Here is a 13,937-nt window from a genome sequence, read left to right on the forward strand (position 1 = left end):
GAACCACTAGATGCCGCCGAGAGTCCGCGTCGCCAGTCCGATCACCACCGGAACGATCCCCAGACAGATGAACGCGGGCAGGAAACACAGGCCGAGTGGACCGCTGACCATCACCCCGGCCCGCTCGGCACGCGCCAGGGCATCGTCGTGGGCCTGGCGTCGTACCGACTCGGCCAGACCGGAAACTCCCTGGGACAGGGCAGAACCCGAACGCGCGGAGCGTCGCGCGAGAGTGGCCAGATCATCGAAGTGCACCGCGGGTCTCGCGTGGGTCCGCCTCCGGGCGAACCGACCGGCCGGGATGCTCTCGGTTGCGGCCCAGGCACGTTCGGGATCGGCACCGAGTTCGAGGAGTTCGGCGGTGGCCGTCAGCGGCACGGCCAGCGACTCCGGTGCACTGCCCGCGGCCACCCGCGCCGCCGCCGACACCGGCAGCCCGGCTCGCAAGCACACCGCGAACAGGTCGAGGCATGCCGCGACGGCGAACGGGTCGTCGCCCGCCCGGGATACGCCCAGCCACCGGGGTTCGCCGGACCGGCGCGATGGCGAACCGGTGACCCGGCACAGCCGCCACCGCGGACCGGGCCAGCACCAGCACGCCACGGCCAGACACAGCAGGACCGGCGGACTCATCGGGTGAGCACCTTGTCGGTGATCCGATCCGACCAGATCATCCCGGCTGCGACCAGGGCGGTACCGATGACGAGCAGGATGCCACCGAGCCCACCCCCGGTGAGCGTCTGCAGCGGGCGCGCACCGGTGGCCTGCCCGAGCGCGATCCCCAGCAGCGGCAGCACGGCGAGAACGGTGGCGGTGGCCCGCGGTCCAGCCAGTCCGGCGCGCGTGCGTTCGATGAACGCCTTGCGCGCCAGCAGGTCGGCACGCAGGGCTTCGAGCAGGTCGGCGAGCGAGAGACCGTGGGTATCCGATGTCTGCCAGGCCACCGCGATCCGTACCCAGGAGGTATCACCGCTCTCGGCGAGGCCGACGGCGTCGGGGACGCCGCCGCCCAGTTCCGCACGCCCGGCGAGGACGGCCAACGCATCGGCCACCTCCCCGGGTCCGGCTCGCGCCGCCGCCATCTCGGTGGCGGCGGCCGAGCACGCGCGGGCCGGGGGCGCACCCACCGCGAGTTCGGCGATCATCAACGACAGCGCGGTCAGCAGGTCGTCTCGCCGACGGTCGGCGGCATCGCGGCGATCCCGGCCGCGGCGACGCCACCCGAGCAGTCCGGCGATGATCCCCACGGCAACCGCCATCGACACCCCGCCGACGAGTGTCGCGACCACGATCCCGGCGACCGCGGCCACCGGTCCCCGAACCCGGTTACCCGCCAACCGAACCCGAGTTCCCGGTGAACCCGATGTCGCCGCGGCCACGCGGTGATCGGCTCGCCCCGGCCCCCACAGCAGTACCGCCACGGCCGTCGCCAGCGGGATCACCGCAGGTGCCCATCCGGTCATCGTGCTGCCACCATCTGCTCGAAGAGATGATGATGGGCGGTGAATCCACTGCCGCGCAACCAGATCGGCACCACACTGACCAGTCCGTCGGTACCGCGGGCGAGGACCCCGATCTCGGCGAGCCCCCGCACGCCGTCGACGGTGCGCGACACCCCGAGCACGATCTGGACCGCGGCGGCCAGCTGACTGTGCAGCGCATCGCGACCCATTCCGCCGAGCGCGGCGAGGGCCTCCATCCGGGCCGGGACCTCCGCGGTGGAGTTGGCGTGCAGCGTGCCCCCGCTCCCGTCGTGACCGGTGTTGAGGGCGGTCAGCAGATCGATCACCTCGGCACCCCGCACCTCGCCGACGACGATCCGGTCGGGCCGCATCCGCAACGCCTGGCGCACCAGCACCCGCACCGGGACCTCCCCCGCGCCTTCGACATTCGCCGTCCTGGCCACCAGCCGAACGACATGCGGATGTGCCGGGGTCAGCTCCTGGGCGTCCTCCACGCACAGCACCCGCTCGGCATCACCCATCTGCCCGATCAGCGCTCCGAGCAGGGTGGTCTTGCCGCTGCCGGTACCGCCGACGATGAGGAACGACAGACGCGCGGAGAGGATCGCCCGGATCACCGCGACCGCATCGGCGGGAATCGCATCCGAGGCGACCAGCGCGTCGAATCCCATTCCGGTGCTGCGGAGGACACGCAAGGACAGACATGTTCCGTCCGCCGCGAGAGGCGGGATCACCGCATGGAGTCGCACCGTGTATCCGCGGCGACCGAGGTTCGACAGCTGTCCGTCCACCCAGGGCTGGGCGTCGTCGAGACGACGGCCGGCACCGAGCGCGAGCCGACCGGCGAGCCGGCGGACCGCGGCGTCGTCGTCGAAGGTGATGGGCGTGAGTTCCAGTCCCGCACCACGATCGACCCACACCCGGTGCGGCCCGACGACGAGGATGTCGGCGATCGACGGTTCCGCGAGCAGCTCCTCGAGCCGTCCGGCACCGGTCAGTTCGGTCTGCAGATACCGCAACGCCGACAACAGGTCGGTGTCGCCCAGTACGCCGCCGGATTCGGCCCGGATGGCATCGGCGATCAGCTCCGCGGTCGGCTCCGCGGCCGCCCCCGCCAACCGCGTCCGCACCCTCTCCAGCAGTGCCTCGTCGCTGCGCCCGGTCATGCGGCCCGCTCACCGATCCGCGCGGCCTGCACGATCGCACGTGCCGCCCGCCGCAGCGGCGACCGTGTCCCCAGACGGAGACGGCCGTCTTCCAGGGCACCCGGCAGTCGTGGGTCCGGGCGGTACGCGGCCAGCACCGCCATCCCGACCGCATCGGCGATCTGCGCGGCCCGCAACCCGCCCGGTGCGGGGCCGCGTACCGCCAGCCCCACCCCGACGGCGTCGTGCAGCAGCCTGGCCGCGACCTGGCGGGCGGCGGCGCACCCCGCGACGGTCGCCGTGGTCACCAGCACCACCAGATCCACGGATTCGACGACCCCACGCACCACCGCGGAATCCGCACGAGGCAGATCCACCACCACCAGATCCCCGTGTGCGCGACCGGCATCCACGGTGGCCAGCACGGCATCGGCGGTGACCGGACGCGGATCGTCGCGCCGTCCGGCGAGCACCGACAACCGATCGCCGACCGCAGGCAGCGCCCGGTGCAACGCCTGCCCGCTCACCGTGCCACCCTCGAGAGTGAGGTCTTGCCAACGCAATCCGGGCCGGTCCTCGACACCCAGCGTGAGGTCCAGGCCACCGCCCAGGTCGTCGGCGTCGAGCAACAGCACCCGGTCACCGTCGTCGACGGCCACCGATGCCGCCGCCGCGGCGAGCACCGATGCCCCGGCACCGCCATGCGCCCCGATCACCGCGATCCCGCCGCCCCCGGCGCGGCGGGGCATCCGCAGATCGGTCAGTCGCCGGACCAGATGGCCCTCGTCGGCGGGGAGCAGTGCGGCCTCACCGGCCCCGAGATCGATCGCCGCCCGCCACACCGCAGGCGGTGGCTCTCCTGCGGCCACGAGCAGCACGCCGTCTCGCCGCGGCACCGATGCCGACCGCAATGCGGTCACCGCCTCGGGATCGGCCACCACCGCCCGCGCCCGCAACCACTCCGCCCGACACGACGCCGGCTCCCCGACCACCATCCGGTACCCCGCGGCGGCGGCACACCGGGCGACGTCATCACGCAGATCCGCGTGGACAAGGACGAGAAGGGTCTCGGACATGCCGCCATCCTGCGCGCCCCGGCCACCGGAACCCGGTGATCGGCAGCGCTGCGACCGCCACGCTGTGGACGGCCGTCGAACTGTGCACAGCCGGTGGCCGTCGGCGGGTGAGTACGTCGCGCTACAGCACGAGTCCACCGTCCACCGGTAGGGTCACGCCGGTGATGAACCTGGCCTCGTCCGTGGCGAGAAACAATGCGGCATAACCGATGTCCCAGCCGGTCCCCTCCACCCCGAGCGGGGCCGCGTTCTTGCGCGCCTCACGCATCCAGTCCGCCATCGGAGCATCGTCCTGATCGGGCCGCACCCCCTTCGCCCATGCATGCGGGGTGTAGACGGCGCCGGGCTGGATGCAGTTGACCCGGATGTTCTCCCGGCCGTGGTCGAGGGCGAGCGCCCGGGTCATGGCCTCGATCGCACCCTTCGACGCGGCATAGGTGGCCAGACCACCGCCCTTGCGGCTCGCCGTCGACGAGATGTTGATGATCGACCCGCCACCCTCGGCGGCCATCACCGGGATGACGTGGCGGGCGGTGTACATCGACCCGGTGACATTGATCCGGAAGACCCGGTCCCACTGCTCGTCGGTGATCTCCCCGATCCGGCCCCACGCCTCGATCCCGACGTTGTTGTCGAGGATGTCGATCCGCCCCCAACGGCGGACGGCGTCGGCGACGAGTGCCTTGACGTCGGCCTCGTTCGCGACGTCGGCCTCGAACACCGCCGCCTCACCGCCTTCCTCGGCGATGGCGGCGGCGGTCACCTCGGCGGCCTCGATACGGTTGTCCACCAACAGGACCCGGGCACCCTCCCGGGCCATCAGGATCGCGGTGGCCTTGCCGTTGCCGAGGCCGTCCTCAAATGACCCCGCCCCGGTGACGATGGCGGTCTTACCGGCGAGACGTCCGGTACTCATATCTGTCCTTTCCTGACGCACGAGGCGTCGACGTAGGGGGTGAGACGGTCAAAACTGCTCGATGGTCACGCCGAAGGTGTTCAGGAAGTTGCTGACCAACTGGTAGAAGCCGACGGTGAGAACGAGGGCGGCGAGCTGGTCGACGTCGAGGATCGTCCGGGCGGCGTCACGCTCGTCGTCGGTGAGCGTGTGCCGGTCCAGCAGTGCGTTGGCGAGTTCGATCAGGAGCTTCTCGGCCGGTTCGACGGCGTCGAGATCACCGGACCCCGCGGCGGCGATCGCGGCGTCGCCGAGTCCGACGGCGCGTGCGATGTTGACGTGATGGTGGATCTCGTACGGCGCCTCGTATCGGTGACCCACCCGCAGGATGACCAGCTCCCGCCACACCGGCGGCAGCGAATTGGCCATGAACATGTCGGTGGCCATGGTCAGGAACGACGGTGCGAGGCCGGGACTGTGGGTCACCATGCGATAGACGTGGATGTTGCCGCGCTGGGCGACGGCCTCACGCAGCTCCGCAGGCAGCGCATCGAGGTCAGGCAGCTGCATCGGGGTGTTCTTGAGCGCGGTACCGGTCGGGTGGTCCCCGGTCTGGCGGCTGTCGGTCGGGCGGTTGTCGGTCTGGCGGTTGTCGGTCACGGTGTCACTCGAATCGGGTCGGTGCCGTCCCAGGTGGCGGCAGTGTTCTTGATGTAGTCGAAGACCTGCCCCTTCGGACCGCTGATGTCGGAGATCTCGACGACGGTCCCGGGGTCGAATTCGGTAGCAAAGTAGGCGAATCGGCCCTGTTCGCCGCCGATGGCACCCTCGTGCAGGACAGTGAATCCCGCGGCGATCGCCTTGTCGTAGAGCGATTGGTAGTCGTCGGTCCAGTACGCGACGTGCTGGGCGCCCTCGTGGCCGGCGTCGAGGAAGTCGAGGTATCCGGAGGGCGCATCGTTGTGCTGTTGGATCAGTTCCAGTTGTATGTCACCGGAGTTCGCCAGCGCGATGCTCATCTGGACGGGCGAGTCCTCGCCGCGATACCGGAAGTAGTCGGTCTGGATGTCCTTGACGATGAACCACGGGCCGACGCCGAGTTCCAGCCATTTGTGGACCGAGGCGTCCAGATCTCTGACGACATAACCGATCTGGCGGATCTCGCCGAACAGTCGACTCATGTGATGTCCCTTCTGGGTGTGGTGCGGTGGAGGAGGTACGGGGTGGTGGGCAGGCGGGATGGCCGGGGCGATCCGACGGATCAGCCCAGACGCGCGGGGGCCTGGGGAACGGTCGCCCAGAAGTCGAGGTCGTGGCCGAACATGATGGTCGATCCCGCGGCCTGCAGGGCCCGGAAGCACTCGAGCGAGGCCATCGCGGACTCCGGGTCGGCGATCACGCCCGGGAGCGTCAGCGTCTCCAGCGACTCCTGGAGGTAGCAGGCGTCGCCACACAGGACGAACTCGCCCGCATCGGTGCGGACCCGCGCCGACTGGTGACCGGGGGTGTGCCCGTAGGTGGGGAAGAGCACGACACTGCCGTCGCCGAAGAGATCATGCTCGCCGTCGACCAGACGCCGGGGCTGGCCCGTGTCGTAGTCGGCGTCGATGTAGCCGCGCAGCTCGCCGCCCTCGTCGGCGGCGGTGACCTCACGTCCCTGCAGCACGATCTCGGCGTTGGGTACCTGCGCGTTGCCGCCACAGTGGTCGAAGTGCAGATGCGAGTTGATCACGTGGTCGATCGATCCGGGGTCGACGTCGAGGGCCCGTAGCCGCGCGGCGAGATCCTCGCCGACGGTGTAGTCGAAGACGTGCAGGGCCGCGAGCAGGTCGCCGACGTGGCCGGCCGGATCGTCGGAGTCCTGGATGGCCGGGCTCATGCCGGTGTCGAAGACGGCCCGGCCGCACGGGTGCTCGATCAGATAGGAGGTGACGGGCACCGTGGTGTTTCCCTCCCGCCCCTCGAGCAGGATCGCGGTCGGGATGGTGACGTGCCCCAACGTCATCGCCGACAGTCTGACGGTCATGGTTCCCCCTTCTTTCCGGTGTCACCGCAGGTCAGAGATGTCCACCTGGGTCGATACCAGATATATCTACGTCGTAGATAGATTGTCTACACGGTAGACTTAATCGACACAAGGGGGTACGGGAGAATGCGACGCATGAATGTCGATCGGCCGGACGGAACTCCCGCGGCGCCCACCCGGCCCCGGCGCGGCCGGCCACGGAAGTCCGAGGTGGGCCTGAACAGGGAACGCATCCTCGAGGCGACGGCCGGCCTCATCAACGACGGCGGGACCGACAAGCTCACCATGCGTGCGATCTCGCTCGTATTGGGCGTCGACGCGATGAGCCTGTACCGCCACTTCGCCAACAAGGACGAGCTGCTCGACGGCGTCGCCCTACGCTTCCTCGATGCACTGCCCTGGCCGACGCCCACCGGCGACCTGACGACCGACATCCGGGAACTGTCGCTCGGGTTCCGGCAGGCCGCGGCCGCCGAGCCGCAGGTGGCGGTGCTGCTGCTGACCCGACAACTGGGCTCGATGACCGGTCTGGCCCTGACCGACTCGGCCCTCGGGGTACTGCGCGCGGCAGGCTTCACCCCCGACGACGCCGTGCACGGCTTCCGGAGCGTCTTCGCGTTCCTCGTCGGCACCGTCCTCCGGGAGTCGTCGGTCGGCCCGACGTTCGCCGACAAGGACTTCGCCGACCAGAACTACCGGATCGAGAACCGGGGCGGCCTGGTCGACCGGCGCGACGAGTTGCTGTCGGCGGGCCTGCACAATGTCGCCGAATCGGCGAGTTCCCTGGCCGCACTCGACCACGATCGCGAATTCGAGTTCGGCCTCGACGTGCTGATCGGTGGGCTCGAACGGTACCTGGCCACCACACGTGGCGAGGACTCGTGATCCTCCCGGTCAGCCACCGGTGCGCACCCACCGCTGATAGCGGCCGACATCGTCGGCGCGGGTGAACTCGGCACCGAGCACCGCGACGGTGTCCGGGGCCAGCTCGGCGAGTTGGATCTCGCTGACCAGCACGACATCGCTGCCCCGGAACTGCTCGACGATCGCCCGCTGATAGCCGGTGGCCCCGGGGAGTGCCGCGGTCTGTTCCGCATCCGACACCGACACCTCGCCCATCGCCACGGCGTAGCGGTCGACGAACATCGGGCAGCCGCGCTCGACCTGGTCGCCGGACACATCGGCCTCGATCAGCGCACCGGGGTCGTGCATCCACACACAGTCATGTCCGGCCGCCGCTCCCGCGAGGTCCGGCGGCTGCACATGACCGCCGGCGATCACCCGGCCCGCCGCGAGCGCCAGCACCGCCAGTCCCAGCGCGGCGACCCCGGTCACGACCTGCCGAACCCGGACACGAGAGAGGTTGCGCCGCAGCACGAACAGTCCATATCCGGCGAGCAGGCACAGGGCAGGTGCGGCGAAGCCGGTGTAGTGACCGTAGAACGACGGCGCCCATGCCAGCGCCGCGAGCACCCCCGACGCGAGGACCGACCACCACACCGTCTCATCCCAGCGAGAGGGCACGACCCGTCCGCGCACCGCGACGATCACCGGCGCCGCCACCAGCACCACCGCCATCGCACCGACGATCAGCCACACCACGTTCGGCAGCCTGCCGTGACCGATGAGGGACCCGGTGAAGAAGAACACCCGCTCCCCCAGCCCCGGCCCCGAACGCGGCCGGCCCGACTGGAATCCGATGACATCGGCGATCATCCGGCCCGGGGCCATCAGGAAGAACGGCAACACGATCACCAGCACCCCGACACCCGCACCGCCGGTGAACCGGACCAGATACCGCCATCCGTGTCGCGCGAGCACCCACAGACCCACCACCACGAGGGGCACGATCGCCCACAGCTTCACCGTGAGCGCCAGACCGAGGACGACACCCGCGACGGGAGCGCCCCCGGGCCGTCGGACCGACAGCAGCGCGACCAGCATCGCGACGTTCAGCAACGGGCCCATCATGAGCATCGTCTCGCCCCACACCGCCGCCGACCACACCGCGTACAGGCCGCCGCCGAACAACGCCGCGACCACGCCGAAACGCAACAGCAGCCAGGCCACGAGCCCGGCACAGGCCGCCCCGAGCAGCCCGAAGACCACCTTCGCCACCGCCATCGCGGCCGAGTCGGTGGTCAGCTCCGCCAGCCACGCGAACGGCGTCAGCGCGAGCAGCATCCCCGGCGGGTGGACGAACACGAAGTCGCGGTAGGGAAACTCCCCGGCCACCACATGCTGTGCCCCGAGGAAGTACACCGACTCGTCGAAGCCGAACGAACTGCCGAGTAGGCCCTTCGCCCAGGCGAATCCGACGCGGATCGTCGCCGCGAGCACGACCACGGAGGCGACCACCACGATCGCGATCCGCCGGTCCACGGTGTCGGAGATCTGGTGACCTGCGGTGTTGGAGATCTGGCGGTCCGCAGTGCCAGAGACCTGGCGGTCCACTCCGTCTGAGGTCTCCCGATACACGGCGACTCCCACGCTCACGGCGAAACCCCTGGTGACGCCCACTCGACGATTGAAAGGTGAGCCTAACCTGAATTCAGATCGTGTGGCACCCCAGGTCGGCCTGTCGAACCGGCACGGGAAGGCGGAGCAGTGAGATTTCGACCCCCAGATAGAGGACGACCCCGGCCAGGGGGGGAGGAGGCCGGGGTCATCGCGCTTCAGCCCCGGGGGGTCGGGCTGAAGGGCACCGGCCCAAAGACCGGATACCGACGACTATACACTTTCGGCGCTTCTCCGCAAACAAACCGATGAATCGACACAACATCACGATTTCGTATCACTGCCTGCGGGTTTGCTGCGAGACCATCGCGCCGATGTCCGTTTCACCAAGTCGCGAAGCACGAGATATCCCAACTCGACTTATAGTCGCCCCGGTCGTCGTACCATCGGCCCGTGTGAGCGACGGTCGCCCCCACCACACCCCCGGATCCCGCGCTGCAGCTTTCTTCGATCTGGACAAAACGGTCATCACGCGGTCGAGTGCCCTCGCCTTCGTCCCCCACTTCTACTCCGCAGGACTGCTCAACAGGCGGACCCTGGTCCGTTCTGTCTACGGCAACGTCGGACTCGGCATCGAGCACGAGCAGAGCCGGGTCGAACGCCTCCGCCGGTCCATCACGAGCATGTGCCGGGGCTGGGACGTCGACGAGGTCGGCCGCATCGTCGCCGAGACGCTGCAGGACGTGGTCACCCCACTCATCTACGCCGAGGCCGAGGATCTGATCGCCAACCACCGCCATGCCGGCCGGGACGTCGTCCTGGTCTCGGCATCCGGCATGGAGTTCGCCGCTCCCATCGGCGCGATGCTCGGCGTCGACCACATCCGCGCCACCGAGATGACCATCGCCGACGGCCACTACACCGGCGAGATCGAATTCTATTGCTACGGAGAGCGAAAGGCCGAGGCGGTGCGCGGTCTGGCCGCCGAACACGGATACGACCTCGCAGCGAGCTTCGCCTTCTCCGACTCGATCACGGACCTGCCGATGCTGACCGCCGTGGGCCACCCGGTGGCGGTCAACCCCGACCACCGGTTGCGGCGGCACGCCGAGGAGTACGGCTGGCCGATCCTCGACTTCACCCCGACCGCCCCACAGCGCCGCCGGCACACCGATGCCGGCCCGGCGATCACGGCGGCGACGGTGGCCGGGGCGGTCGGCGCCGGAGTACTCGCGGGTTGCGCACTCGGGTGGTGCCTACGCTCCCGTCAGCCCGACGGGCGACCCGCCGACACGCCGAGGACTGATCCGCAAAATCGTTGTGCGCCAGCGTGATCGGACCCTCCAGTGCAGTGGGTGCAAACTTCGTCGACTTACCCCTTGATGTGATCGCGGTCACGGTGTACAAAGGTCTTACGGAAATCTCGGAAGGCAAAGTCCGATCCGGAAGAGAAGGATCGAACCCCCTCTCCGAGCACTTCCCAGCACGGGCGGCAAGTACCCACGCGGAGCGAGCCACCTAAAGGCACAAGTGTTGTGCGCCTGCGATATCGCGGCATCTTTGCGTGACTCTGGATGGCAGCGCCTCGACCCTCGGACAGCGCCGACGACATCATCTGATGGCGTCGTGATGGGCACGAGAATGGCTGCGCCGGAAGGAGACCCACGGGAGATGGAGTGCGGTCCCTCGCCGAGGCGGTACCCACAACCCACCAAGCACGCTTGGTAACTTGAGTCCGTGCTACGCGGGCGGCGACCGGTCACAGACCGAGCGCCGCCCGCAGTGCGTTGTCAGGTAGGACGTTGCAGGGCAGGGTGTTACGGGACGATCCGCGTCACCGAAGACCCGTCACCGAAGACCCACTGCCCGCCCGACTCAGCCCCGTGCGGCGTCGGCGATCGATCGCGCCTCCGTGGCACCGGCGGTCAGCGCCTCACACGAGAAGATGATCCACGCCGCGAGCGCCTCCGGGCGACCGGTCCCGAATCCCGCCGACAACGAGCGGTATTCGCCGAGACGTTTGAACCAGGTCACCTCCGGCACACCCAGGTTGTGCGGATCGAGCCCCGACGACGTGCACACCAACCGGGATGCGGCACGGGCGACGACACCGTTGGCGGTCGGGAACGCCTGCACACTCAGCAGTTCGCCGTGCACCACCGCGGCGAGGACGGGTGCGGCGATCGACGTGGCGCCGGTGATCAGCTGCGCGAGCAGGTCCAGACGGGCGGCCACGTCGGTTCCTGCGCGGGGACGACCCAGTGCGTCGGGGTCGTCGACCAGGTCGGCGGCGGCCAGCATGTGCAGCCGTGCGAAGGCCTGCGCCGGGGCGCGCCGGAACACCGCGGTGAGCGGATCGAGCGCGTCGCCGTCGAGCGCCTGGGCCACCCGCATGGCACCGGCCAGGATCGGGTCGTCGAAGTCGCCGTCACGGCGCAGTTCCACACTGCCGCCGTCGATCGCCGCCGAGGACCTACCGGCCCGCCACGACGCCTCGGTGGAGGTCTTGTCCCATCCGCGCAGATTGGCGGGGTGACGGTGTACCGCGCTGAGGGCGTCGCGCGCCTCGTCGGCCGCCGGCCGCACGCCCGGCAGGTCCAGCAACGGTGCCAACGGATCGGTACTCACATCTGGCCACCCTAATCGCGCACGATTGCACCGTTCATCGAGCCCTGCCGCCCTTTCACCGCACGTCGGGGTGCATCCCCTTCTGCAACGGCCATCCAACGTGACTACCCTCACAATGAGAATCCCCCGCGACGTCGCGTCACCGTGGCCGTCGCACGCCGGACGAATTTGCCGATCAGCGAAAGGCCATGCACACGATGACCGCATCTGCCCCTCAGACCGTCCCCGGTTTCCCGCCGACCCCGGAGTTCGCCGCTCAGGCCAACGGCACCGCCGAACTGTACGACCGCGCTGATTCCGACCGCCTGGAATTCTGGGCCGAACAGGCCAGACGCCTCGACTGGGACACCGATTTCGGGCAGGTCCTCGACTGGTCGGACGCACCCTTCGCCAAATGGTTCGTCGGCGGCAAACTCAACGTCGCGGTCAACTGCGTCGACCGCCATGTCACCGCCGGCAAAGGCGACCGCGTCGCAATCCACTGGGTCGGCGAACCCGGCGACTCCCGAGACATCACCTACGCCCAACTCAAGGACGAGGTGTCCAAGGCCGCCAACTACTTCACCGCGATCGGCCTGACCGCCGGCGACCGCGTCGCCATCTACATGCCGATGGTCCCCGAGGCCATCATCTCCATGCTCGCCTGCGCCCGCCTCGGCCTGACCCACTCGGTGGTCTTCGCCGGATTCTCCGCCGGCGCCCTGCGCTCCCGCGTCGACGACGCCGCCGCCAAACTCGTCATCACCACCGACGGCCAGTACCGACGCGGCCAGCCCGCCCCGCTCAAGGCCGCCGTCGACGAAGCCCTCGGCACCGGCGCCGACGCCGCCGCCTCGGTCGAAAAAGTCCTCGTGGTCCGCCGCACCAACCACGACCCGAACCTGCCCTGGGTCGACGGCCGCGACGTGTGGTGGGACGACACCGTCGCCGAACAGTCACCCACCCACCAGGCCGAGGCCTTTGACGCCGAACACCCCCTGTTCTTGCTCTACACCTCCGGAACCACCGGCAAGCCCAAGGGCATCGTGCACACCTCCGGCGGCTACCTCACCCAGGCGTCCTACACCTTCCACTACGTCTTCGACCACAAGGAAGGCCGCGACGTCTTCTGGTGCGGCGCCGACATCGGCTGGGTGACCGGCCACTCCTACCTCGTCTACGGCCCCCTCTCCAACGGCGCCACCGAGGTCATCTACGAGGGCACCCCCAACTCCCCCGACGAACACCGCCACTTCAACATCATCGAGCGCTACGGCGTCACCATCTACTACATCGCCCCCACCCTGATCCGCACCTTCATGAAGTGGGGCCGCGACATCCCCGACGCCCACGACCTGACCTCGATCCGCCTGCTCGGCAGCGTCGGCGAACCGATCAACCCCGAAGCCTGGAAGTGGTACCGCGACGTCATCGGCGGCGGCACCGCCCCCATCGTCGACACCTGGTGGCAGACCGAGACCGGCGCGATCATGATCTCCCCGCTCCCCGGCGTCACCGCCGCCAAACCCGGCTCGGCGATGAGACCACTGCCCGGCATCTCCGCCCAGATCGTCGACGACAACGGCCGGCCCGTCACCCACGGTGAGCAGGGCTACCTCGTCCTCGACCAGCCCTGGCCGGCCATGCTCCGCGGTATCTGGGGCGACGAGGAACGCTACCGCGAAACCTACTGGTCACGCTTCGCCGACCAGGGCTGGTACTTCGCCGGTGACGGCGCCCGCTACGACGACGACGGCGCCCTGTGGGTCCTGGGCCGCGTCGACGACGTCATGAACGTCTCCGGCCACCGCATCTCCACCGCCGAGGTCGAATCCGCCCTCGTCGGCCACTCCGGAGTCGCCGAAGCCGCCGTCATCGGCGCCTCCGACCCCACCACCGGCCAAGGCATCGTCGCATTCGTCATCCTGCGAGAAGGCGTCGAGAACACCGGCGACACCCTCATCGCCGAACTGCGCCAACAGGTTTCCGTCGAGATCTCGCCCATCGCCAAACCCCGCGAGATCAACGTCGTCCCCGAACTGCCCAAGACCCGCTCGGGCAAGATCATGCGACGCCTGCTCAAAGACGTCGCCGAAGGACGTGAACTCGGCGACACATCCACCCTGGTCGACCCGTCGGTGTTCGAGGCCATCCGCGCCAAGAAGGCCTGACCGCCGGCCGTCTGACGGCCCCTGAACAGGTGCGCCACCGGAAGCCCCCTATCCGGTGGCGCACCGCTGTGTCGGCCCCCGACGAGACCGCCGCCGT

Annotated in this window: 13 protein-coding genes; 3 read left to right on the plus strand and 10 right to left on the minus strand. The window is 69.3% G+C overall.

The window, feature by feature from the left end:
- Nucleotides 1–6 precede the first annotated feature (6 nt).
- The 8 genes from GD1_RS12055 to GD1_RS12090 all read right to left on the minus strand — a co-directional run bounded on the left by GD1_RS12055 (nucleotide 7) and on the right by GD1_RS12090 (nucleotide 6,605).
- Entirely contained in the window at nucleotides 7–633 is a 627-nt protein-coding gene (locus GD1_RS12055) for a type II secretion system F family protein (protein WP_053777456.1), read from the minus strand.
- Nucleotides 630–1,463 carry a type II secretion system F family protein gene (locus tag GD1_RS12060; protein WP_059037204.1) on the minus strand — a complete coding sequence of 278 codons (834 nt, stop codon included), beginning with the start codon at nucleotides 1,461–1,463 and terminating at the stop codon, nucleotides 630–632. Before GD1_RS12060 ends, GD1_RS12055 begins: the two co-directional genes overlap by 4 nt.
- Nucleotides 1,460–2,629 carry a TadA family conjugal transfer-associated ATPase gene (locus tag GD1_RS12065; protein WP_059037205.1) on the minus strand — a complete coding sequence of 390 codons (1,170 nt, stop codon included), beginning with the start codon at nucleotides 2,627–2,629 and terminating at the stop codon, nucleotides 1,460–1,462. The genes GD1_RS12060 and GD1_RS12065 overlap by 4 nt, the downstream gene beginning before the upstream one ends.
- The gene (gene ssd, locus GD1_RS12070; RefSeq protein ID WP_053777458.1) at nucleotides 2,626–3,684 is read right to left on the minus strand and encodes a septum site-determining protein Ssd; all 1,059 of its coding nucleotides are present in this window, start codon (nucleotides 3,682–3,684) and stop codon (nucleotides 2,626–2,628) included. Before ssd ends, GD1_RS12065 begins: the two co-directional genes overlap by 4 nt.
- A gap of 121 nt (nucleotides 3,685–3,805) precedes the next feature.
- Nucleotides 3,806–4,600 (minus strand): SDR family NAD(P)-dependent oxidoreductase, encoded by a 795-nt coding sequence (locus tag GD1_RS12075; RefSeq protein WP_059037206.1) that lies wholly within the window; start codon nucleotides 4,598–4,600, stop codon nucleotides 3,806–3,808.
- A gap of 48 nt (nucleotides 4,601–4,648) precedes the next feature.
- Nucleotides 4,649–5,239, minus strand: coding sequence for a carboxymuconolactone decarboxylase family protein (locus GD1_RS12080; RefSeq protein ID WP_244882686.1), 591 nt, complete (start codon nucleotides 5,237–5,239; stop codon nucleotides 4,649–4,651).
- Nucleotides 5,236–5,760, minus strand: a complete 525-nt coding sequence (locus tag GD1_RS12085) for a VOC family protein (RefSeq protein WP_059037207.1) — start codon at nucleotides 5,758–5,760, stop codon at nucleotides 5,236–5,238. The genes GD1_RS12080 and GD1_RS12085 overlap by 4 nt, the downstream gene beginning before the upstream one ends.
- A gap of 80 nt (nucleotides 5,761–5,840) precedes the next feature.
- A complete protein-coding gene (locus GD1_RS12090) occupies nucleotides 5,841–6,605 on the minus strand; it encodes an N-acyl homoserine lactonase family protein (RefSeq protein ID WP_059037208.1) in 765 nt (254 codons plus the stop codon).
- 135 nt (nucleotides 6,606–6,740) lie between these two features.
- Here GD1_RS12090 and GD1_RS12095 point away from each other — a divergent pair, with 135 nt between their 5' ends.
- Complete coding sequence (locus GD1_RS12095) at nucleotides 6,741–7,490, plus strand: TetR/AcrR family transcriptional regulator C-terminal domain-containing protein (RefSeq protein WP_059037209.1); 750 nt, start codon at nucleotides 6,741–6,743, stop codon at nucleotides 7,488–7,490.
- A gap of 9 nt (nucleotides 7,491–7,499) precedes the next feature.
- Here GD1_RS12095 and GD1_RS12100 read toward each other — a convergent pair whose 3' ends face one another.
- A complete protein-coding gene (locus tag GD1_RS12100; RefSeq protein WP_157079461.1) occupies nucleotides 7,500–9,101 on the minus strand; it encodes a glycosyltransferase family 87 protein in 1,602 nt (533 codons plus the stop codon).
- Nucleotides 9,102–9,517: 416 nt separating this feature from the next.
- Between GD1_RS12100 and GD1_RS12105 the strand changes: the two genes are divergently transcribed.
- The gene (locus GD1_RS12105; RefSeq protein ID WP_059037211.1) at nucleotides 9,518–10,396 is read left to right on the plus strand and encodes an HAD family hydrolase; all 879 of its coding nucleotides are present in this window, start codon (nucleotides 9,518–9,520) and stop codon (nucleotides 10,394–10,396) included.
- Between the two features lie 541 nt (nucleotides 10,397–10,937).
- Here the strand turns inward: GD1_RS12105 and GD1_RS12110 are convergent.
- Complete coding sequence (locus tag GD1_RS12110; protein WP_059037212.1) at nucleotides 10,938–11,690, minus strand: Fic family protein; 753 nt, start codon at nucleotides 11,688–11,690, stop codon at nucleotides 10,938–10,940.
- Nucleotides 11,691–11,887: 197 nt separating this feature from the next.
- On the opposite strand from GD1_RS12110, the gene acs reads away from it, so the two are divergent.
- Nucleotides 11,888–13,840: an acetate--CoA ligase gene (gene acs, locus GD1_RS12115; protein WP_059037231.1), complete on the plus strand. Its 1,953-nt coding sequence runs from the start codon at nucleotides 11,888–11,890 to the stop codon at nucleotides 13,838–13,840.
- Nucleotides 13,841–13,937 lie beyond the last annotated feature (97 nt).

It is taken from the genome of Gordonia desulfuricans NBRC 100010, assembly GCF_001485495.1.
Classification (GTDB): domain Bacteria; phylum Actinomycetota; class Actinomycetes; order Mycobacteriales; family Mycobacteriaceae; genus Gordonia; species Gordonia desulfuricans.